This window comes from Terrabacter sp. NPDC080008, assembly GCF_040702505.1.
GTDB lineage: Bacteria > Actinomycetota > Actinomycetes > Actinomycetales > Dermatophilaceae > Terrabacter.
This window is the reverse complement of the sequence record NZ_JBFBLC010000003.1, coordinates 245,341-267,256: the sequence shown is the minus strand read 5'-3', so window position 1 is coordinate 267,256 and position 21,916 is coordinate 245,341. Positions and strand designations below refer to the sequence as shown.

16 protein-coding genes are annotated in these 21,916 nt (G+C 71.8%); 8 read left to right on the top strand and 8 right to left on the bottom strand.

Annotated features, from left to right (window positions below; translation table 11 throughout):
• Position 1: 1 nt before the first annotated feature.
• Positions 2-892 carry a GNAT family N-acetyltransferase gene (locus tag AB0316_RS11420; RefSeq protein ID WP_366273132.1) on the top strand — a complete coding sequence of 297 codons (891 nt, stop codon included), beginning with the start codon at positions 2-4 and terminating at the stop codon, positions 890-892.
• Between the two features lie 8 nt (positions 893-900).
• Here AB0316_RS11420 and mnmA read toward each other — a convergent pair whose 3' ends face one another.
• From mnmA to AB0316_RS11385, 7 genes are all read right to left on the bottom strand, one after another.
• The gene (mnmA, locus tag AB0316_RS11415; protein WP_366273131.1) at positions 901-2,007 is read right to left on the bottom strand and encodes a tRNA 2-thiouridine(34) synthase MnmA; all 1,107 of its coding nucleotides are present in this window, start codon (positions 2,005-2,007) and stop codon (positions 901-903) included.
• Positions 2,004-3,194: a cysteine desulfurase family protein gene (locus AB0316_RS11410; protein WP_366273130.1), complete on the bottom strand. Its 1,191-nt coding sequence runs from the start codon at positions 3,192-3,194 to the stop codon at positions 2,004-2,006. The genes mnmA and AB0316_RS11410 overlap by 4 nt, the downstream gene beginning before the upstream one ends.
• Before the next feature lie 144 nt (positions 3,195-3,338).
• Positions 3,339-4,295 (bottom strand): electron transfer flavoprotein subunit alpha/FixB family protein, encoded by a 957-nt coding sequence (locus tag AB0316_RS11405; protein ID WP_366273129.1) that lies wholly within the window; start codon positions 4,293-4,295, stop codon positions 3,339-3,341.
• 42 nt (positions 4,296-4,337) lie between these two features.
• Entirely contained in the window at positions 4,338-5,120 is a 783-nt protein-coding gene (locus AB0316_RS11400) for an electron transfer flavoprotein subunit beta/FixA family protein (protein WP_366273128.1), read from the bottom strand.
• Between the two features lie 194 nt (positions 5,121-5,314).
• On the bottom strand, positions 5,315-5,647 hold the full coding sequence (locus tag AB0316_RS11395; protein ID WP_366273127.1) for a hypothetical protein: 333 nt from the start codon (positions 5,645-5,647) through the stop codon (positions 5,315-5,317).
• A gap of 7 nt (positions 5,648-5,654) precedes the next feature.
• On the bottom strand, positions 5,655-6,434 hold the full coding sequence (locus tag AB0316_RS11390) for an enoyl-CoA hydratase-related protein (RefSeq protein WP_366273126.1): 780 nt from the start codon (positions 6,432-6,434) through the stop codon (positions 5,655-5,657).
• Positions 6,434-6,946: a hypothetical protein gene (locus AB0316_RS11385; RefSeq protein ID WP_366273125.1), complete on the bottom strand. Its 513-nt coding sequence runs from the start codon at positions 6,944-6,946 to the stop codon at positions 6,434-6,436. Before AB0316_RS11385 ends, AB0316_RS11390 begins: the two co-directional genes overlap by 1 nt.
• Before the next feature lie 73 nt (positions 6,947-7,019).
• On the opposite strand from AB0316_RS11385, the gene glgX reads away from it, so the two are divergent.
• Positions 7,020-9,176 (top strand): glycogen debranching protein GlgX, encoded by a 2,157-nt coding sequence (glgX, locus tag AB0316_RS11380; RefSeq protein WP_366273124.1) that lies wholly within the window; start codon positions 7,020-7,022, stop codon positions 9,174-9,176.
• Positions 9,177-9,270: 94 nt separating this feature from the next.
• Here the strand turns inward: glgX and glgP are convergent, their stop codons facing one another.
• Entirely contained in the window at positions 9,271-11,859 is a 2,589-nt protein-coding gene (gene glgP / locus AB0316_RS11375; RefSeq protein ID WP_366273123.1) for an alpha-glucan family phosphorylase, read from the bottom strand.
• Positions 11,860-11,979: 120 nt separating this feature from the next.
• Here glgP and AB0316_RS11370 point away from each other — a divergent pair, with 120 nt between their 5' ends.
• The 6 genes from AB0316_RS11370 to AB0316_RS11345 are packed head-to-tail and all read left to right on the top strand — an operon-like array spanning position 11,980 to position 21,831.
• Positions 11,980-14,175 carry an alpha-1,4-glucan--maltose-1-phosphate maltosyltransferase gene (locus tag AB0316_RS11370; protein ID WP_366273122.1) on the top strand — a complete coding sequence of 732 codons (2,196 nt, stop codon included), beginning with the start codon at positions 11,980-11,982 and terminating at the stop codon, positions 14,173-14,175.
• A 4-nt stretch (positions 14,176-14,179) separates the two neighbouring features.
• Positions 14,180-15,886, top strand: a complete 1,707-nt coding sequence (treS, locus tag AB0316_RS11365; RefSeq protein WP_366273121.1) for a maltose alpha-D-glucosyltransferase — start codon at positions 14,180-14,182, stop codon at positions 15,884-15,886.
• Positions 15,886-17,313 carry an aminoglycoside phosphotransferase gene (locus tag AB0316_RS11360; protein ID WP_366273120.1) on the top strand — a complete coding sequence of 476 codons (1,428 nt, stop codon included), beginning with the start codon at positions 15,886-15,888 and terminating at the stop codon, positions 17,311-17,313. Before treS ends, AB0316_RS11360 begins: the two co-directional genes overlap by 1 nt.
• Positions 17,310-19,685 (top strand): 1,4-alpha-glucan branching protein GlgB, encoded by a 2,376-nt coding sequence (gene glgB / locus AB0316_RS11355; protein ID WP_366273119.1) that lies wholly within the window; start codon positions 17,310-17,312, stop codon positions 19,683-19,685. Before AB0316_RS11360 ends, glgB begins: the two co-directional genes overlap by 4 nt.
• Positions 19,682-21,328, top strand: coding sequence for a phosphoglucomutase (alpha-D-glucose-1,6-bisphosphate-dependent) (gene pgm / locus AB0316_RS11350; protein WP_366273118.1), 1,647 nt, complete (start codon positions 19,682-19,684; stop codon positions 21,326-21,328). The genes glgB and pgm overlap by 4 nt, the downstream gene beginning before the upstream one ends.
• Positions 21,325-21,831, top strand: a complete 507-nt coding sequence (locus AB0316_RS11345) for a hypothetical protein (protein ID WP_366273117.1) — start codon at positions 21,325-21,327, stop codon at positions 21,829-21,831. The genes pgm and AB0316_RS11345 overlap by 4 nt, the downstream gene beginning before the upstream one ends.
• Positions 21,832-21,916 lie beyond the last annotated feature (85 nt).

Genomic DNA, 21,916 nt, shown 5'->3' with positions numbered 1-21,916 from the left:
CGTGCAGCGCCTCGACTTCGCCGGCCCCCGGGACCTGCGCCACATGCAGGAGCTGGCATCGCGGCTGTGGTCGCCCACCAGCCGCTTCCATCCCGGACAGCTCGCCTGGTCACGCTACTTCCGACCGGTGGACCCCGACCGGCTCGGCGACGCCGAGGCGATCGCCCGGTGGGAGCAGGACGGGCAGACCGTCGGTTTCGGCTGGGCGGAGAGCCCGGACTGGCTCGAGCTGCAGGTGGATCCCGCCCACCCCGAGGCGGCCGTCGAGGTGGTCGAGTGGTTCGAGGAGTGGAGCGACGCCGAGGAGCAGACGGCCATGGTGGTCGAGGGAGACGCCGCCGTGGAGGCCGCGCTCGAGGCCGCCGGGTTCGCCCCGCAGCCGAGCTCGCCGTTCTTCACCCACCACGTCCTCGACCTCCGCGACCTGACCCCGCTGCCCGAGACTCCGGGCTACGCGTTTCGCTCGGTGGGCGCCGACGAGTGGGGCCCGCGAGCCGCCGTGCACGCCGCCGCGTGGTCCGACGACGCCCCCTCCGCGGTCGACCCCTCGTCCTACCGGCAGGTGATGCAGGCCTGGCCCTACCAGCCGGAGCTCGACTGGGTGGCGGTCGACGGCTCGGGGCAGATGGTGGCCTCGGCGCTGGTCTGGCTCGACCCGGGCACGGGTGTCGGCCTCGTCGAGCCGGTGGGCTGCGTCCCGGCGCACCGTGGCCGCGGCCTGGCCGGGGCGGTCACACTCGCCGCCCTGCACGCCCTGCGCGAGAAGGGCGGCACGCTGGCCCAGGTGACCCCGCGCGGCGACGACGACTACCCCGTGCCGCGCCGGATCTACTCCCGGATGGGTTTCGAGCCGACGGCGCGGGTCGTGATGTGGAGCCGATCGCTCGCCTGAACCGACGTTCAGCGAGCCTTGGCGCGGTCGAGGCGCGCGGCGGCGATCGTCGCAGACCCCACGACCCGCGTGCCCTCGTAGAGCACGACCGACTGCCCCGGGGCGACGCCGCGGATGCGCTCGTCGAGCCGCACCTCGACCCGGTCGCCGTCCGCCCACGCGGTCGCGGGGTACTCCTCGCCGTGGGCGCGCACCTGCGCCCCCACACGGACCACGCCTTCCGGAGCGGGGCCGCACCAGCGGGCGTGGTCACCGGTGATGGCGTCGACGCCGAGCAGGTCGGCGGTGCCGACGACCACCTGGTTGGTCTCCGGGCGCACCTCGACGACGTAGCGCGGCTGCCCGTCGGCGGCCGGACGGCCGAGGGCGAGCCCGCGTCGCTGACCGACGGTGTACGCGTACGCCCCCTGGTGCTCACCGACGACGGTCCCGTCGGTGTCGACGATCTCACCCGGTGCTGCGCCGAGCCGGCGGGTCAGCCAGCCGCGGGTGTCGCCGTCGGCGATGAAGCAGACGTCGTGGCTGTCGGGCTTGTTGGCGACGTAGAACCCGCGCTCGGCCGCCTCGCGCCGGATGTCCGGCTTCGTCGTGTCACCGAGCGGGAAGAACGAGCGCGCCAGCTGCTCGGTGTCGAGGACGCCCAGGACGTAGCTCTGGTCCTTGGCCGAGTCGACCGCGCGGTGCAGCTCGCGCTGCACTCCCCCGTCGGCTCCGACCGACTCGACGATGCGCGCGTAGTGGCCGGTGGCGACGGCGTCGAAGCCGAGGGCCAGGGCCTTGTCGAGCAGGGCGGCGAACTTGATCTTCTCGTTGCACCGCAGGCACGGGTTGGGCGTGCGCCCGGCGGCGTACTCGGCGCGGAAGTCCTCGACGACGTCGCGCTGGAAGCGGGCTGCCATGTCCCAGACGTAGAAGGGGATGCCGAGCACGTCGGCGACCCGCCGCGCATCCCCGGCGTCCTCGATGGTGCAGCACCCGCGGGCCGACTCGCGCAGCGTGGCGGCGCTCTGGCTGAGCGCGAGGTGCACCCCGACCACCTCGTGGCCGGCCTCGAGCATCCGGGCGGCGGCCACCGCCGAGTCGACGCCACCACTCATCGCCGCGACGACCCTCACGACGCGGTCGCCTCCCGGGCCCGACGAGCCCGTTCGACGGCCGCCGGCAGCGCCTCGACGAACGCGTCGACGTCGGCCTGCGTGGACGTGTGGCCGAGTGTGACGCGCAGGGCGCCGCGGGCGTCGGCCTCGCCCACGCCCATGGCCAGCAGGACGTGGCTCGGCTGCGGCACGCCCGCCTGGCAGGCGGACCCGGTCGAGCAGGAGATCCCGGCCGCGTCGAGGAGGTAGAGCAGGGAGTCGCCGTCGCACCCCGGCACGAGCAGGTGCACGTTGCCCGGCAGCCGCGAGGAGACATCCCCACGACGCCACACCCCGGAGGGCCGGATGTCCGGTGCGATCGCCATGGCCCGCTCGATCAGGTCGTCACGCAGGGCCACCAGCCTGGCGGCCTCCTCGTCGAGGTGGGCGGTGGCGTCCACGACGGCCGAGGCGAAACCCGCGATGGCCGGGGTGTCGAGCGTGCCGGAGCGCACCTGCCGCTCCTGGCCACCGCCGTGCGTCAGCGGGACGAGGGCGGCATCACGCCGCGCGACGAGGGCCCCGACCCCGATGGGGCCGCCGAGCTTGTGGGCCGTGACCGACATGAGGTCGACCCCGCTCGCCGCGAAGTCGACGGGCACGTGACCGGCGGCCTGCACCGCGTCGGTGTGGACGGGCACGTCGTACTCGTGGGCCACCTCGGCGATCGCCCGCACGTCCTGGATGGCGCCGACCTCGTTGTTGGCCCACATCACCGAGACGAGGGCGACGGAGCCGGGGTCGGCCTCGATGGCGGCGCGCACGGTCGCCGGCTCCACGACGCCGTCGGGGTTGCAGTCGAGCCAGGTCACCTTGGCTCCCTCGTGGGCCACGAGGAACTCGACGGAGTCGAGCACCGCGTGGTGCTCGGTGGCCCCGACGAGCAGGCGCACCCGCGCCGGGTCACGGTCGCGCCGGGCCACGAAGGTGCCCTTGACCGCGAGGTTGTCGGACTCGGTGCCGCCGGAGGTGAAGATGACCTCGGAGGGGCGTGCGCCGAGGCAGCGCGCGATCCTCTCGCGGGACTCCTCCACCACCTGGCGGGCCGCACGTCCGGTGCGGTGCGGCGAGGAGGGGTTGCCGACGACCGCGAGCTGCTCCGTCATCACCGCCAGGGCAGCGGGGAGCATCGGCGTCGTCGCCGCATGGTCGAGGTAGACGGTCACCGGCTGATTCTAGGCGCCACTCCACGTGCCCCCAACCGGCGCCGGGGCCGGTTGGGGGGTACGCGAGCGGCCCCCGACCGCGTGGTCGGGGGCCGCGTGCGCGCGAATGCGGGGCGCCGGCAGGGCGCCGGGCGACGCCGGAGGTCAGTCCTTGGCGGCCTTGATCGCCTCGGTGGCCTGCGGCAGGACGCTGAAGAGGTCACCCACGACGCCGAAGTCGACGAGCTCGAAGATCGGGGCCTCGTTGTCCTTGTTGACGGCCACGATCGTCTTGGAGGTCTGCATGCCGGCCCGGTGCTGGATGGCGCCGGAGATGCCGCACGCGACGTAGAGCTGCGGGCTGACCTGCTTGCCGGTCTGGCCGACCTGCGAGGTGTGCGGGTACCAGCCGGCGTCGACGGCCGCACGGCTCGCGCCGACCGCGGCGCCGAGGCTGTCGGCGAACTCCTCGACCTTGGAGAAGTCACCGGCGGTGCCGCGACCACCGGAGACGACGATCGCCGCCTCGGTGAGCTCCGGTCGACCGCTCGCCTGCTTCGGCTTCGACTCGGTGATGCGGGCGCCCTTGGCGGCCTCGGACGGCGTGAAGTCGAGCACCTCGTCGGCGGCGGCACCCGCAGCCTCCTCCGGGGTGGCCGAGTTCGGCTTGACCGCGATGACGGGCGTGCCCTTCGTGACCGTGGCCGACACGGTGTAGGAGCCGGCGAAGACCGACTGCGTCGTCGCGACGCCACCGTCGGCGGCCTGGACGTCGACGGCGTCGGTGATCAGGCCCGACTCGGTCTTGACGGCGAGGCGGGCGGCGATCTCCTTGCCCTCCGGCGAGGACGGCAGCAGGACGGCGGCCGGGGACTTCTCGGAGACGAGCTGCGCGAGCAGCTCGGCCTGCGGGACGACGAGGTGCTCGAGCACCTCCGGCGACTCGACGCGGTAGACCTTCTCGGCGCCGAAGCGGGCCAGGGTCTCCTTGGCACTGTCGAAGCCGGTCCCGACGAAGACGGCCGACGGCTCGCCGAGGCGGCGGGCGATCGTCAGCAGCTCGGCGGTGGTCTTGCGGACCTTGCCCTCGACGTGGTCGACGAGCACGAGTACTTCAGCCATGGTGCGAATCTCCTTTGCTGGCTGGGAAGGTCAAGGGAAGGCTCAGACGAACTTGCGCTCGGTGAGGAACGCGGCGAGCTTGGCTCCGCCGTCGCCCTCGTCGGGGACGATCTCGCCCTGGGTGCGCGGCGGGCGCGCGGCGAACGAGTCGACCTTCGTCCACGCGGCGTCGAGGCCGACCTGCGAGGCGTCCACGCCGAGGTCGGCGAGGCTCCACGTCTCGACCGGCTTCTTCTTCGCGGCCATGATCCCCTTGAACGAGGGGTAGCGCGGCTCGTTGATCTGGTCGGTGACCGAGACCAGCGCCGGCAGCGTCGCGGTGATCGTCTGGGTCGAGGCGTCGCCGTCGCGCCGGATGGTGGCGGTGCTGCCCTCGACGGTCAGCTCGGAGGCGAAGGTGACGGCGGGGAGGCCGAGGCGCTCGGCGAGCATGGCCGGGACGACGCCCATCGTGCCGTCGGTCGAGGCCATGCCGGTGACGACGAGGTCGACGTCGCCGAGCTTCTTGACCGCCTCGGCGAGCACGAGCGAGGTGGCGACGGCGTCGGAGCCGTGGATGGCCTCGTCGCTGACGTGGACGCCCTTGTCGGCGCCCATCTGCAGGGCCTTCTTGATGGCGTCGGCGGCGGCGTCGGGGCCGACCGTCAGGACGGTCACCTCACCCTCGCCGGCCTCGACGATCTTCAGGGCCTCCTCGACGGCGTACTCGTCGAGCTCGGACAGCAGGCCGTCGACGTTCTCGCGGTCGGTCGTGTTGTCAGATGCGTTGAACGTGCGCTCGGCCTGGGCGTCCGGCACGTACTTGACACAGACGACGATGTTCATGGGTGAACGTCCTCTTCCGTTGCTGGTGGTGGTGCTCGATGGAGCTGCCGGAGGTCGGCCCGGCACTGTCGTCCATCCTCTCACTGAGCGCTCGCTTAGTCCGCATGCCGGGGGCGTGACGCTCACCACCAGCCGAGGGCGTATGCCGTCAGCCGGGCTCTGCCACAAGGCCGTCGGGACGCCCGCGTCGGGACTCAGAGGTCGTCGACGTCTGCGGTCTCGAGGACGTGGAAGGCCGGCTCCTCGTAGGGATGGGCCGCCCGCAGGGCCGCGACGACCCGACGACGGAGGCCGCGGGGGAAGGTGACCTCGACCCGGTGCTCGGGCAGCCGCTTGAGGGCGCCGACGGTGCCGATCGCCGGCTCGGCGCCGGGGCCGGGCCGGAACTGGCCGGCGCCCTCGACGCGCCACGCGCACTCGGTGTAGTCGCCGACCGCGCCGGCCCCGGCGGCGAAGACGGCCGCCAGGACGTCCTCGGTCGACTCGACGGGCGAGTAGAACACGAGGACGTCCAGCGGCTCGCGCACGGTCGGCTCAGCGCCCCTCGAACTGCGCCTTGCCGGGGCCCTGCTCGACGAACGAGGTCATCCCGATCTCACGGTCCTTCGTCGCGAAGAGCGAGGCGAAGAGCATCCGCTCGATCTCCAGGCCGCTCTCGAGGTCGACCTCGAGGCCGCGGTCGATGGCCTCCTTGGCGGCGCGGACGGCATACGACGCGGCGCCGGCGAAGCTCGAGGCCCACTCGCGGGAGGCGGAGTAGACGTCGGCGGCCGGGACGACCTTGTCGGCGAGGCCGATCGCGAGCGCCTCCTGCGCATCGACGAAGCGGCCGCTGAAGATGATCTCCTTGGCCCGGGAGGCGCCGACGAGGCGCGAGAGCCGTTGCGTGCCACCGGCGCCCGGGATGATGCCGAGGAGGATCTCGGGCTGGCCGAGCTTGGCGTCGTCGGCCACGACCCGGAAGTCGCACGCCAGCGCGAGCTCGCACCCGCCACCGAGGGCGTAGCCGGTGATGGCGGCGATGACCGGCTTGGGGATGCGCGCGACGGCGCTGATCGAGCTCGTCAGCGGGCCGGAGCGCTCGACCATGTCGGTGTACGACATGGTCTGCATCTCCTTGATGTCGGCGCCCGCGGCGAAGACCCGCTCACCGCCGTAGACGATGACCGCCTTGACGTCGGTGCGCGCCGACGCCTCGAGCGCGGCCTCGCGGATCTCCTCCTGGACCTGGACGTTGAGGGCGTTCATCTTCGGCCGGTCGAGGCGGATCGTGCCGACGCCGCCCTCGACCTCGAGCCGGACGAACTCGCCCATCAGGCGTCGCCGGGGGTGCCGGCCGGCGCGTCGTCCATGGGCAGCCAGGACTGGAAGAAGAAGCCCACGCTCTGCAGGATGTGGTTGACCGACAGCGGCACGAGGATGTCGAGGTCGGCGTTCGGGGTGATGACGTGCTCGGCGGAGACGACGAGGCTCTCCTGGACGAGCGAGAGCTTGACGAGGTTGAGCTGCATCGTCAGGTCGTTGCAGCGGGCGAGGCGCTCGTTGCGGTCGGGCGAGACGGGCTCGGCGAGCTGCCACTGGCCGAAGAAGCGCACGAGCGCCAGGTCGCCCTCCGCGACGCGGGCGAAGAGCGTCGTGCTCGTGCCCTGGTCGTCGACGATGGCGAACTCGAGGTCGCCGTCGCCGTCGACGCTCGCCTCGATGCCGAGGCCCTTGAGGACGTCGAGGATGCGGTCGCGCACCGGGGTGTCGCTCGTCGGGACGCCGTTCGGAGCGGGGTCGGGGGCGCTCGGCATGAAGTTGGGAAGCGAAGTCGGATCGGTCATGCGTCAACCGTAACCACCCCACTGCGCGAGGTCGATCCGGGCAGGGCGACCGGCCACCCCCTACGCTCGACCCATGCCGCCGTCCCCTCCCGCGATGCCCGATCTGCCGCCGGAGCCGGGAGTGCACCTGACGCCCGAGGGGGCCCAGTTCGCGGTCTACGCCGGGCACGCCACCGGTGCGTACGTGTGCCTCTTCGACGCCGGACCCGACGGCGAGGTGACCGAGCGGCGCGTGCGGCTGCGGCACCACGCGTACGGCACGTGGCACGACGTCGTCCCGGGGGTCGGGCCGGGCCAGCGCTACGCGTTCCGCGTCGAGGGCGAGTGGGACCCCGACCGCTCCCTGCTGCACAACCCCGACAAGCTGCTCCTCGACCCCTACGCCCGCGCGATCGAGGGCGAGGTCCGGCTCGACCCGGCGCTCTACGGGCACCGGGTCGGCGCCGACCTCAGAGGTGACCTCTGGGTGCGCGACGACCGCGACTCGGCGCCCTTCATGCCCCGGTGCGTCGTCGTCGAGGACGATTTCGACTGGGGCGCGGACGTGCTGCCGCGCCGCTCCCTCACCGAGTCCCTCGTCTACGAGGTCCACGTCAAGAACGCGACCAAGCTGCACCCCGGTGTCCCCGAGCGCCTCCGGGGCACGTATGCCGGCCTCGCCCACCCGGCCTTCGTCGCACACCTGCAGGGGCTGGGTGTCACGGCCGTCGAGCTGCTCCCGGTGCACACGTTCACCCACGAGCCGGACCTCGTGCGTCGCGGGCTGCGCAACCACTGGGGCTACAACACCCTCGGCTTCTTCGCGCCGCACGCGGCCTACGCCTCGAGCGGCGAACCCCAGGGCGTCCTCGACGAGTTCAAGTCGATGGTCAAGGACCTGCACGCGGCCGGCATCGAGGTGCTGCTCGACGTCGTCTACAACCACACGGCCGAGAACTCGCGCGAGGACATGACCCTCTCGTGGCGGGGGCTGGACCAGCGGGCGTACTACCGCCTCGACGGGCGCGGGCGCGACGTCGACGTCACCGGCTGCGGCAACACCCTCGACCTGACGCACCCGGTCGTGGCCCGCATGGTGCTCGACTCGCTGCGCTACTGGGTGCAGGAGTGCCACGTCGACGGCTTCCGCTTCGACCTCGCCGTCGCTCTCGGGCGCGGCAAGGACGACGGCTACGACCGCGACCATCCCTTCCTCGTGGCCCTGCGCACCGACCCCGTGCTCTCGCGCGTGAAGCTCGTCGCCGAGCCGTGGGACCTCGGCATCCACGGCTGGCGCACGGGGCAGTTCCCGCCGCCCTTCTCCGAGTGGAACGACCGCTACCGCGACGCGACGCGCACCTTCTGGCTGCGCGACCTCGCCGCCTCGACCGCCGGCGGTGTGGGCCACGGGGTCCGTGAGCTCGCCACCCGGCTGGCCGGCTCCCAGGACCTCTTCGACAGCCACGACCGGGGCACCATCGCGTCGGTCAACTTCGTCACCGCCCACGACGGCTTCACCCTGGCCGACCTCACGGCATACGACAGCAAGCACAACGCCGCCAACGGGCACAGCGGCACCGACGGCTCCAACGACAACCGGTCGTGGAACCACGGCATCGAGGGACCGACCGACGTGCCCGAGGTCGCGGCCGCCCGCCGCCGCTCGATGCGCAACCTGCTCGGGACGCTGCTGCTCTCGACCGGCGTGCCGATGCTGGGTGCCGGCGACGAGATCGGGCGCAGCCAGGGCGGCAACAACAACCCCTACTGCCAGGACAACGAGACGAGCTGGACCTCGTGGGACCTCGAGCCGTGGCAGCAGGACCTCCTCGAGACCACCCGCCACCTCGTGCGCCTGCGCCGCGAGAACCCGGTGCTGCGGCGGCGGGCCTTCTTCTCCGGGCGGCAGGTCGACGCCGACGGCTCGACCGACCTCGCCTGGTTCGCCGCCGACGGCCACCCGGTCGGGCCGCGCTGGGACGGCCCCGGCCTCAACGTGCTCCAGGCTCTCTACAACGGCTCGACCCTCGGTCAGGAGTCGGTGCTGCTCGTCGTCAACGGGTGGGCGTGGCCGGTGGACGTCACCCTCCCCGCGGCGCCGGGCGTCACGGCCTACCGCCTGCTCTGGGACAGCGTCGACGAGCGGCCCACGTGCGCCGCGGAGCTCGCGGAGCCCGGCACGACCGCGCCGATGGCGTCGGCCTCGATGCGGGTGTGGCGCGCCGTCACGGCCGCGGCGCCGCGCGACTGAGGCAGCGAGCTCCCCTGCGCTGCGGGCCTTTAGCGAGTGCATACGCCGAGAGCCCGGACCCACGCGGGTCCGGGCTCTCGGTCGTTGCGTCGTCTCAGGCGTTGCGCGCCAGACCCATCTCGGCCGGGCTCGCCAGGCCCTCGTGCCGGGGCACGACGCGGACGCTGTAGCCGAACGAGCCGGTGCGGCGCAGCGGCTGCGAGCCGGCGAACTGGTGCCGGCCGTCGTCGTAGGACTCGACGAGCTGCAGCGGCGCGACCTCGGTGCCCCAGAGCTCGTCACCCTCGGTGACGTGGCCGTGGACGAGCTGCACCTCGACGTCGTCGGGGGTCAGCCCGTCGAGCGAGACGTAGGCGCGCAGGTCGAGGACGTCACCGATCTGCGGCGAGTCCGACAGGCCCGAGGGCTCGACGTGCTCGACCTTCACCTTGGGCCAGGCCTGACGGACCTCGGCCTTGTAGGCGGCGAGGTCCTTGGCGCCGGCGAAGTCGCGGGCACCCACCGCGCGGCCGGCGCCGGCCGCCGGGCTGTAGAGCTTCGAGGTGTAGTCCTCGACCATGCGGCTGGCGAGCACCTTGGGGCCGAGCGTCTTGAGGGTGTGGGTCATCATCGCGATCCAGCCCTGCGGCAGGCCGGCGGCGTCACGGTCGTAGAACTTCGCCGCGACGTCGTGCTCGATCAGGTCGTAGAGCGCGGCGGCCTCGATGTCGTCGCGCCGGTCGGCGTCCTCGACACCGTCGGCGGTCGGGATGGCCCAGCCGTTGCGGCCGTCGAACCACTCGTCCCACCAGCCGTCGAGGATGGAGAGGTTGAGACCGCCGTTGAGGGCGGCCTTCATGCCCGAGGTGCCGCACGCCTCGAAGGGGCGCAGCGGGTTGTTGAGCCAGACGTCGCAGCCCGGGTAGAGGTGCTGGGCCATGGCGATGTCGTAGTTGGGCAGGAAGACGATGCGGTGGCGCACCTCTGGGTCGTCGGCGAAGCGCACCATCTCCTGGATGAGGCGCTTGCCGGTCTCGTCGGCGGGGTGGGACTTGCCGGCGATGACGAGCTGGACCGGGCGCGTCGGGTGCAGCAGCAGCGCCTTGAGCCGCTGCGGGTCGCGCAGCATCAAGGTGAGGCGCTTGTAGGTGGGCACGCGGCGGGCGAAGCCGATCGTCAGCACGTCGGGGTCGAGCACGTCGTCGACCCAGCCGAGCTCGGGCTCGGTGGCCCCGCGTTTGTGCCACGAGGACCGCACCCGGCGGCGGGCGTCGTGGACGAGCTTCTCGCGCATCTCGCGCTTGGTCGACCAGATGGCGTCGGCCGGCACCTCGTCGATGCGGTCCCAGGCGTTCTGGCCGGCGATGTCGGCGGTGCCGAGGTGCTTGAGGGCGACGTCGTAGACCGCGCGGTCGACCCACGTCGGGGCGTGGACGCCGTTGGTGATGCTCGAGATCGGCACCTCGTCGTCGTCGAAGCCCGGCCACAGCCCGTCGAACATCTCGCGGCTGACGACGCCGTGCAGCTGCGAGACGCCGTTGGCGCGCTGCGCGAGGCGCAGGCCCATGACGGCCATGTTGAAGATGCCGGGCTGGCCGCCCTCGTAGTCCTCGGCACCGAGGGCGAGCAGGCGCTCGACCGGCACGCCGGGGATGGCGTTGGCGCCGCCGAAGAAGAGGTTGATCTTGGCGGCGTCGAAGCGGTCGATGCCGGCCGGGACGGGCGTGTGCGTGGTGAACACCGTTGCGGCCCGGACCGCCTCGAGCGCCTCGTCGAAGGTCAGGCCGTGGTCGCGGACGAGCTCGGTGATGCGCTCGACACCGAGGAAGCCGGCGTGCCCCTCGTTGGTGTGGTAGACCTCGGGCGTCGGGGCCCCGGACAGGCGCGACCACAGGCGCAGCGCGCGCACGCCGCCGATGCCCAGCAGCAGCTCCTGCTCGAGACGGGTGTCACCGCCGCCGCCGTAGAGTGACTCGGTGACCCTGCGGGTCTGCTCGTCGTTGCCCGGCACGTCGGAGTCGAGCAGCAGCAGCGGGACGCGTCCGACCTGGGCCTTCCACACGTGGGCGTGCAGCTGGCGGCCCGCCGGCAGGTTGACGGTGACGACCGCGGGCGTGCCGTCGTCCTCGCGCAGCAGCGCCAGGGGCAGCCCGTCGGGGTCGAGCACCGGGTAGGTCTCGACCTGCCAGCCGTCGCGGTTGAGGGACTGCTTGAAGTAGCCGGTCTTGTAGAAGAGGCCGACGCCGACGATGGGCACGCCGAGGTCGGAGGCCGACTTGAGGTGGTCGCCCGCGAGGATGCCGAGGCCGCCGGAGTACTGCGGCAGCACGGAGGTGATGCCGAACTCGGGGCTGAAGTAGGCGATGGCCGCCGGGGCCGCCTTGCCGGCCGCCTCCTGCTCACGGCTCCACGACTGGTACCAGCGCTCGTCGGTGAGGTAGTGGTGGAGGTCCTCGTTGGCGCGCACGACGCTGCTGACGAACTCGTCGTCGGCGGCGAGCGCGGCGAGCTCGTCCGACGACAGCCGCGAGAGCAGCTTGACGGGGTCCTCCCCCGCCTGGGCCCACTTGCGGGGGCTGATGCTCTCGAACAGGTCGCGGGTCGGCGGGTGCCACGACCAGCGCAGGTTGCTCGCGAGGACGCCGAGCCCCTCGATGCGGCTCGGCAGGACGGTACGGACGCTGAAGCGTCGGATGGCCTTCACAAGGGGACAGCATAGAGGCCTCTGATGTCGGTTTCTTGCAGACCTTGCAACCGTGTTTCACCCGGTCTGTGCCGTGGTCGCCGGGTACGCCCGATCGCCCAACTTGGGTACGGTCGACGCGTGACCGGCTCAGCGAAGAAGTCTCGTCCCAGCAGGCCAGCCCGCGTGCGCACCACCGTCCCCAAGCGGGCGGATGCCACCCCGACAGCAGACACCGCGTTCGTCGACGACACCGAGGCCGGGGCCGTGCACCTGGCTCCCGCCCACATCGTGAGCACCCCGCCCACGGTGGAGGGTATGCCGGGTGGCGCGCTGCCGATGGGCCGCATCCCCGTCAGCGACGTGCGCCCGCTCGTCGACTGCGGCAGGCGCCCCGCCAAGTCCGTCGTGGGCGAGGAGTTCACGGTGCGGGCCAAGGTCTTCCGCGAGGGCCACGACGCCGTCAACGCGACCGCCGTGCTCACCGACCCCGACGGCGGCGACCACTACTTCGCGATGCACAGCGTCAACCCGGGGCTGTCCGAGTGGGCCACGACCGTGTCCGCGGACCGCGAGGGCTGGTGGACCTACCGCGTCGAGGGCTGGTCCGACCCCTACGCGACGTGGGTGCACGACGCCGGCATCAAGATCGAGGCCGGCGTCGACGAGGACCTGATGTGCGCCGAGGGCGTCCGGGTGCTCGAGCGGTTCGCCGAGTCCGTGCGCGGCCTCGGCATCGACGCGAGCGAGATCGACAAGGGCATCGTGGCCCTGGGCGACACCCGGATGCCGGCCGCGCACCGCTTCGGCGCCGCCACCTCCCCCGAGATCCAGGGACTCGCCGCGCTGGTCCCGCTGCGCGAGTTCGTGTCGAGCTCGCCGGCATACTCCCTCCACGTCGAGCGCGAGCGCGCGCTCTACGGCGCGTGGTACGAGATCTTCCCGCGGTCAGAGGGCGCGCACCGCGACGAGGAGACCGGCGAATGGGTGTCGGGCACCTTCCGCACGGCGGCCCAGCGGCTGCCCGCGATCGCCGCCATGGGCTTCGACGTCGTCTACCTCACGCCGATCCACCCGATCGGCACGACGGCACGCAAGGGCCGCAACAACTCCCTCGCCGCGCAACCCGGCGACCCCGGATCTCCCTACGCCATCGGCTCGCCCGACGGCGGGCACGACGCGATCCACCCCGACCTCGGCACCTTCGAGGACTTCGACCACTTCGTCGCCGAGGCCCGCAGCAACGGCCTCGAGGTCGCCCTCGACATCGCGCTGCAGGCCTCCCCCGACCACCCGTGGGTGCACACGCACCCGGAGCTGTTCACGACGCGCGCCGACGGCTCCATCGCCTACGCAGAGAACCCGCCCAAGAAGTACCAGGACATCTACCCCCTGAACTTCGACAACGACCCGGCCGCGGCGTACGCCGAGGTGCGCCGGGTCATCCAGGTCTGGCTCGACCACGGCATCCGCATCTTCCGTGTCGACAACCCCCACACCAAGCCGGTCGCCTTCTGGCAGTGGCTGATCGCCGACGTCGCCCTGGAGTACCCCGAGACGATCTGGCTGTCCGAGGCGTTCACCAAGCCGGCGATGATGCACGAGCTGGCCAAGGCCGGCTTCCAGCAGAGCTACACCTACTACGCCTGGCGCAACGCCCGGTGGGAGCTCGAGGAGTACGGCCGCGAGCTGGCCGGCGACGACACGGGTGCCGCCTACATGCGCCCGTCGTTCTGGCCCACGACGCACGACATCCTCACGCCCTACATGCAGTACGGCGGGCCGACGGCCTGGAAGCTGCGCGCAGCGGTGGCCGCGACGATGTCGCCCACCTACGGCATCTACGCCGGCTACGAGCTCATGGAGCACGTCGCGCGGCCCGGCGCCGAGGAGCAGCTCGACAACGAGAAGTACGAGTACAAGGACCGCCAGTGGTACCTCTACGAGCCGGGCGGCCCCCTCGAGAGCCGCTCGCTGGCGTGGTACCTCAAGCGGCTCAACGACATCCGCGGCTGGCACCCGGCACTGCGGTGGCTGCGCAACCTGCGCTTCCACTCCGCCGACGACGAGAACGTCCTCGTCTTCAGCAAGTCCCGCGTCATCGACCCGGCCACCGGCGAGCGCGACACCGTGCTCGTCGTCGCCAACCTCGACCCCCACGCCAGCCGTGAGACGTGGGTGCACCTCGACATGGAGGCGCTGGGTATGGCGACATGGTCCACCTTCGACGCCCACGACCACATCACCAACCAGACGTGGGAGTGGCGCCAGGACAACTTCGTCCGCCTCGGGCCGGACTCCGAACCCGTCCACATCATCCACGTGAGGAGCCACTGACCGCATGCAGGGACTCAACCTCTCCCAGCCGGGGCTGAAGCACGACCCGCAGTGGTTCAAGAAGGCCGTCTTCTACGAGGTGCTCGTCCGCGCCTTCGCCGACTCCAAGGGGGTGGGCGCCGGCGACTTCACCGGGCTCATCCAGCGCCTCGACTACCTCCAGTGGCTCGGCGTCGACTGCCTGTGGCTGCCGCCCTTCTACGCCTCGCCGCTGCGCGACGGCGGCTACGACATCTCCGACTACAAGGCCGTGCTGCCCGAGTTCGGCACGCTGCCCGAGTTCACCGAGCTCGTCTCGCAGGCGCACGCCCGCGGCATCCGGATCGTCACCGACCTCGTCATGAACCACACGAGCGACCAGCACCCGTGGTTCCAGGCCAGCCGCGCCGAGCCGGACGGGCCCTACGGCGACTTCTACGTCTGGTCCGACACCGACGACGGCTACGACGACGCGCGCATCATCTTCGTCGACACCGAGGTCTCCAACTGGACCTTCGACCCGGTGCGCCGGCAGTTCTTCTGGCACCGCTTCTTCAGCCACCAGCCCGACCTCAACTTCGAGAACCCGGCCGTGCGCGAGGCGATGTTCGACATCGTGCGGTTCTGGATGGACCTCGGCATCGACGGCTTCCGCCTCGACGCGGTGCCCTACCTCTTCGAGGAGGAGGGCACCAACTGCGAGAACCTCCCGCGCACCCACGAGTTCCTCGCAGAGCTGCGCGCCATGGTCGACGCGGAGTACCCCGGACGCATCCTGCTCGCCGAGGCCAACCAGCCCCCGGCCGAGGTCGTCGACTACTTCGGCACCGAGGAGGCGCCGGAGTGCCAGATGTGCTTCCACTTCCCGGTGATGCCGCGGCTCTACTACTCCCTCCGCGAGGAGAAGGCGCACCCGATCATCGACGTGCTCGCCGACACCCCGGAGATCCCCAAGGGCACGCAGTGGGGCACCTTCCTGCGCAACCACGACGAGCTGACGCTCGAGATGGTGACGCCCGAGGAGCGCGCCGCGATGTACGGCTGGTACGCGCCCGACCCGCGCATGCGGGCCAACGTCGGCATCCGCCGACGCCTCGCGCCGCTGCTCGACAACTCCCGGCCCGAGATCGAGCTGATCCACGCGCTGGTGCTCTCGCTGCCCGGATCGCCCTGCCTCTACTACGGCGACGAGATCGGCATGGGCGACAACATCTGGCTCAACGACCGCGACGCGGTGCGCACGCCGATGCAGTGGACCCCCGACCGCAACGCGGGCTTCTCGAGCGTCGACCCCGGCAAGCTCTACCTGCCGGTCATCAGCAGCCTCGTCTACCACTACAACAACGTGAACGTCGAGGCGCAGATGGCCTCCTCGGCCTCGCTCCTGCACTGGGTCCGCGGCATGCTCCAGATCCGCAGCCGCCACCCCGTCTTCGGGCTCGGCGACTTCGAGGTGGTCCAGGCCGACAACGACGCGATCCTCGCGTTCACCCGCGTGCTCTCCGGCGACCCCGACAACCCGGACGAGGCGGTGCTCTGCGTCAACAACCTCTCGAGCCGTCCGCAGGCCGCGACGATCCAGCTGCCGGAGCACCTCTCCGGGCGCCAGCTCATCGACCTCTTCGGCGGCCAGGGCTTCCCGTGGGTCGCCAACGACGGCCGCGTCACGCTCACGCTCGGCTCGCGTGACTTCTTCTGGCTGCAGGTGCGCGGCGGGGAGGACAACCGCTGATGGCGATCGTGCACAAGGGCGCGACCATCGTGCCGACGAAGACCGAGATGGTCGCCGAGTGGATGCCGGCCCAGCGCTGGTACCACGGCAAGGGACACGTCCCGCAGCTGCGCCGGGTCGGCGGCTTCCGCTTCGAGGACCCCGAGGGTGAGGTGGGCTGCGAGACCCTCCTGCTCGCCGACGAGGCCGTCTCCCCCGCCGTCGTCTACCAGGTGCCGCTCACCTACCGGTCGGCGCCGCTCGACGGCGCCGAGAACGCACTGCTCGGCACGATGGAGCACAGCGTCCTCGGCACGCGGTGGGTCTACGACGCCCCGCACGACCCCGTCTACGTCGCGCAGCTGGTCGAGACGATCCTCGGCGCCGGCGTGTCCGACGAGGCGCAGGCCTCCGTCGGCAGCAACGCCCTCGCGACCGGCTCGTCGACCCACCGCGTCGACGGGGTGGTGTCGTCGTCCAACGTGCTGAGCGGTGAGCAGTCCAACACCTCGATCATCTGCCGCATGGCGGCCCGGGACGCCGGCCCGGCCGAGCCGCTGATCGTCAAGGTCTTCCGCACCCTGCAGGACGGCGACAACCCCGACGTCGTCGTGCAGTCGGCGCTCACCGAGGAGGGCTCGGACCGCGTCCCCATGGCCCTCGGGCACCTGTCCGGCGCGTGGGACTCCCCCGCCGGTGACGCACCGATGCACGGGCACCTCGCGTTCGCGCAGGAGTTCATCCCGGGGGTCGAGGACGCCTGGCGCGTGGCGCTCGTCGCCGCCGCGTCGGGCGCCGACTTCACCGCGCGGGCACGTGACCTCGGGGTCGTCACGGCGCAGATCCACACGGCCCTCGCCCACGCGCTCGGCACCCACGAGGTCACGCCCGAGGCGCGCGAGGCGCTGGCCGTGTCGATGCGGGAGCGGTATGCCGCCGCGGTGGCGCTCGTGCCCGAGCTGGCCTCCTGCTCCGCCGCCGTCGACCGCGTCGTGGCACGGGTCGGCGAGGTCCACTGGCCGCCCCTTCAGCGCATCCACGGCGACTACCACCTGGGCCAGGTGCTCGACGTGCCGGAGCGGGGCTGGGTCGCCCTCGACTTCGAGGGTGAGCCGCTGCGCCCGCTCGCCGAACGCGTACGCCCCGACCTGACGGCGCGGGACGTCGCCGGCATGCTGCGCTCCTTCGACTACGCCGCCGGCTCGGTCGCCCTGGCCGACCCGCCCGTCGACGCGACGGACTGGGCCGCCGCCTGCCGCACCGCGTTCCTCGAGGGCTACGCCTCCGTGGCCGGTGAGCCCGACGCCGACGCCCGGACGCTGACCCGCGCCCTCGAGCTCGACAAGGCGCTCTACGAGGTCGTCTACGAGGCCCGCAACCGGCCCACCTGGCTGCCCATCCCGCTCGGCGCCGTCGAGCGGCTCACCACCGAGGAAGGCACCCCATGACCACCGACACGAGCCAGGGCCCCTCGCTCGACGAGGCGGCGATCTCGGCGTTCCTCAGCGGTCGCAACGCGCAGCCGCACGACCTGCTGGGGCAGCACGTCGGGCCGGGCGGCCTGACCATCACGGCGTTCCGGCCGTATGCCACGCACGTCGGCGCGCGCCTCGACACCGGCGACCGGGTCGAGCTGCGGCACGTCCGCGACGGCATCTGGTCGATGACCTCGCCGGACTTCACCTCGACGCACGACTACCGCCTGCTCGTCGAGTACGGCGACGGCGTCGAGCACGTCCAGGACGATCCCTACCGCTTCGCGCCGACGCTCGGCGAGATGGACCGGCACCTCATCAACGAGGGCCGGCACGAGCAGCTGTGGACCGTCCTCGGCTCGCACGTGCGCCACTACCCCGGGCCCCTCGGCGAGGTCTGGGGCGTCTCGTTCGCCGTCTGGGCACCGCGCGCCAAGGCGGTCCACGTCATCGGCGACTTCAACGACTGGGACCGTCGCACGCACCCGATGCGCGCGCTCGGCGAGAGCGGCATCTGGGAGCTCTTCCTCCCCGGCGCCCGCGAGGGGATGAACTACCAGTTCGCCGTGCGCGGTCCCGACGAGCTCGTCCGGCTCAAGAGCGACCCGATGGCGCGCATGACCGAGGTGGCGCCGAAGCAGGCGGCCATCGTCACCGAGACGCACTACGAGTGGCGCGACCACGACTGGATGGAGGCGCGCCGCACCCGCAACTCCCACCAGGGCCCGATGAGCACCTACGAGGTCCACCTCGGCTCGTGGCGCCAGGACCTGGGCTACCGCGGCCTCGCCGAGCACCTCGTCAACTACGTGCGCGACCTCGGCTTCACCCACGTCGAGTTCCTGCCCGTCATGGAGCACCCGTACGTCCCGTCGTGGGGCTACCACGTCACCGGCTACTACGCGCCGAGCTCGCGCTGGGGCACTCCGGACGACTTCCGCTACCTCGTCGACGAGCTGCACCGGGCCGGCATCGGGGTCATCCTCGACTGGGTGCCCGGGCACTTCGCCACCGACGAGTGGGCGCTCGCCCGCTTCGACGGCCTGCCCCTCTACGAGCACCCGGACCCCCGGCGCGGCTGGCACCCCGAGTGGGGCTCCAACATCTTCGACTACGGCCGCAACGAGGTTCGCAACTTCCTCGTCGCCAACGCCCTCTACTGGCTCGAGGAGTTCCACGTCGACGGCCTGCGCGTCGACGGCGTCGCCTCGATGCTCTACCTCGACTACGCGCGTGGCGCCGGCGAGTGGCTCCCCAACTCGGAGGGCGGCCGCGAGAACCTCGAGGCGGTCCGCCTGCTCAAGGAGACCAACGGCACCGCGTACAAGCGGGCCGGCGGCATCGTCACGATCGCCGAGGAGTCGACGACGTGGCCGGGCGTGACCCGTCCCACCAACCAGGGCGGCCTCGGCTTCGGGTTCAAGTGGAACATGGGCTGGATGAACGACTCGCTGAAGTACCTCGGCGAGGAGCCCATCTACCGCAAGTACCACCACGGCAAGCTGACGTTCTCGCTGATGTACGCGTTCGACGAGAACTTCGTGCTGCCGATCAGCCACGACGAGGTCGTCCACGGCAAGGGCTCGCTCCTGCGCAAGTCGCGCGGCACCCGCGAGGAGCAGGTCGCGACGCTGCGCGCCTTCCTCGCCTACCTGTGGTGCCACCCGGGCAAGCAGCTGCTCTTCATGGGCTGCGAGTTCGGCCAGGAGTCGGAGTGGTCCGAGGGCCGCAGCCTCGACTGGTGGCTGCTCGAGCAGCCGCTGCACTACCGCGTGCACAACCTCGTCAAGGACCTCAACGCCATCTACAAGGGCAACCGCGCCCTGTGGGAGCTCGACGCCGACCCTGCGGGCTTCGAGTGGCTCGAGGCCGACGACGCGGCGCACAACACGTTCTCGTGGCTGCGCTTCGGCAAGGGTGACCGGAGCGCGGACGCACCGGTGGTCGCGTGCGTCATGAACTTCAGCGGTCAGACGCAGGAGTCATACCGGATCGGGCTGCCCCGTGGCGGGCGCTGGCAGGTCGTGCTCGACACGGCCGGCTACCACCCCGACGCCCCCAGCAGCGCCGGCATCGTCCTCGACGCGCGCCGTGAGGACTGGCACCACCAGCCGTATGCCGTCGACGTGACGGTCCCCCGGCTCTCCACCGTCTGGCTCGTCCCGGTCGAGGAGGCGCAGCCGGAGATGATCGTCGGCACCGCCGAGGAGGTCTCGCCTCCGGTCAGCGCCGAGGTCATCGCGGAGTCCATGGCCGAGGCGCTGGAGGATCCGGCCGTGGACACGTCGTCGGCCGCGGCGGACGCTGCAGCTCTTCCTTCGACCCCGAACGGAGACCTCTCATGACGCACCCCCGTGCCGGCCAGCGGGCCCAGGCAGAGGACCTCGTCGACGTCGACGCGCTCATCAGTGCCTACTACGACCGTCACCCCGACGTCGACGACCCCGACCAGCAGGTCGCCTTCGGCACCTCCGGGCACCGCGGCTCGAGCCTGCGCACGGCCTTCAACGAGGACCACATCCTCGCCACCACGCAGGCCATCGTCGACTACCGCGTCTCGCAGGGCTTCGATGGTCCCCTCTTCATCGGGCGCGACACCCACGGCCTGTCCGAACCGGCCTGGCGCTCGGCCCTCGAGGTCCTCGTGGCCAACGGCGTGCAGGTCCTCGTCGACGACCGCGACGGGTTCACGCCCACCCCCGCCGTCTCGCACGCGATCCTGCGTGCCAACCGCGGAAAGGGCTCCGGCGCAAGCGGTCTCGCGGACGGCATCGTGGTCACGCCCTCGCACAACCCGCCGGCCGACGGTGGCTTCAAGTACAACCCGCCGCACGGCGGACCCGCCGACACCGATGCCACGTCCGTCATCGCCAAGCGCGCCAACGACCTCATCCGCGGTGGCCTCCGCGAGGTGCGGCGCGTGGCGTTCGAGCAGGCCCGGGGCGAGGCAGGCGCGTACGACTTCCTCGGCACCTACGTCGACGACCTGCCCAACGTCGTGGACCTGGCCCGCATCCGCGACGCCGGCGTGCGCATCGGCGCGGACCCCCTCGGCGGTGCCTCGGTCGCCTACTGGGGCGAGATCGCCGAGCGCCACGGGCTCGACCTCACCGTGGTGAACCCGCGTGTCGACCCGCAGTGGGCGTTCATGACGCTGGACTGGGACGGCAAGATCCGGATGGACTGCAGCTCCCCGTCGGCCATGGCATCGCTCATCCGCAACAAGGACGCCTACGACCTCTCCACCGGCAACGACGCCGACGCCGACCGGCACGGGATCGTGACGCCGGACGCCGGGCTGATGAACCCCAACCACTACCTGGCCGTCGCGATCCAGTACCTCTACGGCGGTGCGCGTCCGGGCTGGCCGGCCACGACGGCCATCGGCAAGACTCTCGTCTCGTCCTCGATGATCGACCGCGTCGCACAGGAGCTGGGCCGCACGCTGCTCGAGGTGCCCGTCGGCTTCAAGTGGTTCGTGCCCGGGCTGCTCGACGGCTCGGTCGGCTTCGGCGGCGAGGAGTCCGCCGGAGCCAGCTTCCTGCTCCAGGACGGCACGGTCTGGTCCACCGACAAGGACGGGATCCTGCTCGCGCTCCTCGCCTCCGAGATCCTCGCGGCGACCGGCAAGACACCCAGCCAGCACTACGCCGAGCTGACGGCGAGACACGGCGACCCGGCATACGCCCGCATCGACGCCGCGGCGTCGCGCGAGGAGAAGGCCAAGCTCGCGGCCCTCTCCCCCGACGACGTGACGGCCGAGACCCTCGCCGGGGAGCCGATCACCGGCAAGCTCACCGAGGCACCGGGCAACGGCGCGAAGATCGGCGGGCTCAAGGTGACCACCGAGACGGCGTGGTTCGCAGCTCGTCCCTCGGGCACCGAGGACGTCTACAAGATCTACGCCGAGTCGTTCCAGGGGCCGGAGCACCTCGCCCGGGTGCAGGCCGAGGCCAAGGACGTCGTCACCGCGGCCCTCGGCGGATGACGTCGGCCGAACCGCCCGGCGCGCGCGGTCGCCTCGTCCTCGTGACGGGCGCCGACGCGTCGGCTCTCGGGCAGCTGGCCCGGGCGGTGGGCGAGCTCCTCGGCGACGCCCTCGTCGTCGACGGCCAGGTGCTCGAGTCGATGCTGGTCGGTGCCGCCTCGCCCGCGCCGAGGCCTGACGACGGGGTGGCGCTCGTGCGGCGCCAGCTGCTGCGGTGGTCGGCCGGGCTCGCGCTGGCCGAGACCTATCTCATCGAGGGTCACGACGTCGTCGTCGCCGACCGTGTCGAGGGCGACCGGCTCGAGGACTACCTCGACCTGGCCGCCCCCGAGCCGGTGCACCTCGTCGTCGTGGAGGCCGGCATCGACCCCTCGACCCCGGCGTGGGGACTCTGGGTCACGACGCAGCCGGGGACCGGTGCTCCGGCGGACATGGCAGACATGGCGGCCGAGGTGGTCGAGCGGCTCGCGGAGTCGCTCGTCGACACCGCGGCCTCCGACTGAGGCCACCCTCCGAGCACCAAGCCGTCCCGAGAGCAGCGAGCCACCGCGCACGGGTGGCTCGCTGCTGCAACCGTGGCTCGGTGCC

What these genes read in the sequence shown, in the direction of transcription:
- AB0316_RS11400 (WP_366273128.1), bottom strand. Translation starts at nt 5,120, where the DNA reads ATGAACATCGTCGTCTGTGTCAAGTACGTGCCGGACGCCCAGGCCGAG.
- AB0316_RS11385 (WP_366273125.1), bottom strand. Translation starts at nt 6,946, where the DNA reads ATGACCGATCCGACTTCGCTTCCCAACTTCATGCCGAGCGCCCCCGAC.
- AB0316_RS11345 (WP_366273117.1), top strand. Translation starts at nt 21,325, where the DNA reads ATGACGTCGGCCGAACCGCCCGGCGCGCGCGGTCGCCTCGTCCTCGTG.
- glgB (WP_366273119.1), top strand. Translation starts at nt 17,310, where the DNA reads ATGACCACCGACACGAGCCAGGGCCCCTCGCTCGACGAGGCGGCGATC.
- pgm (WP_366273118.1), top strand. Translation starts at nt 19,682, where the DNA reads ATGACGCACCCCCGTGCCGGCCAGCGGGCCCAGGCAGAGGACCTCGTC.
- treS (WP_366273121.1), top strand. Translation starts at nt 14,180, where the DNA reads ATGCAGGGACTCAACCTCTCCCAGCCGGGGCTGAAGCACGACCCGCAG.
- AB0316_RS11390 (WP_366273126.1), bottom strand. Translation starts at nt 6,434, where the DNA reads ATGGGCGAGTTCGTCCGGCTCGAGGTCGAGGGCGGCGTCGGCACGATC.
- glgX (WP_366273124.1), top strand. Translation starts at nt 7,020, where the DNA reads ATGCCGCCGTCCCCTCCCGCGATGCCCGATCTGCCGCCGGAGCCGGGA.
- AB0316_RS11405 (WP_366273129.1), bottom strand. Translation starts at nt 4,295, where the DNA reads ATGGCTGAAGTACTCGTGCTCGTCGACCACGTCGAGGGCAAGGTCCGC.
- AB0316_RS11360 (WP_366273120.1), top strand. Translation starts at nt 15,886, where the DNA reads ATGGCGATCGTGCACAAGGGCGCGACCATCGTGCCGACGAAGACCGAG.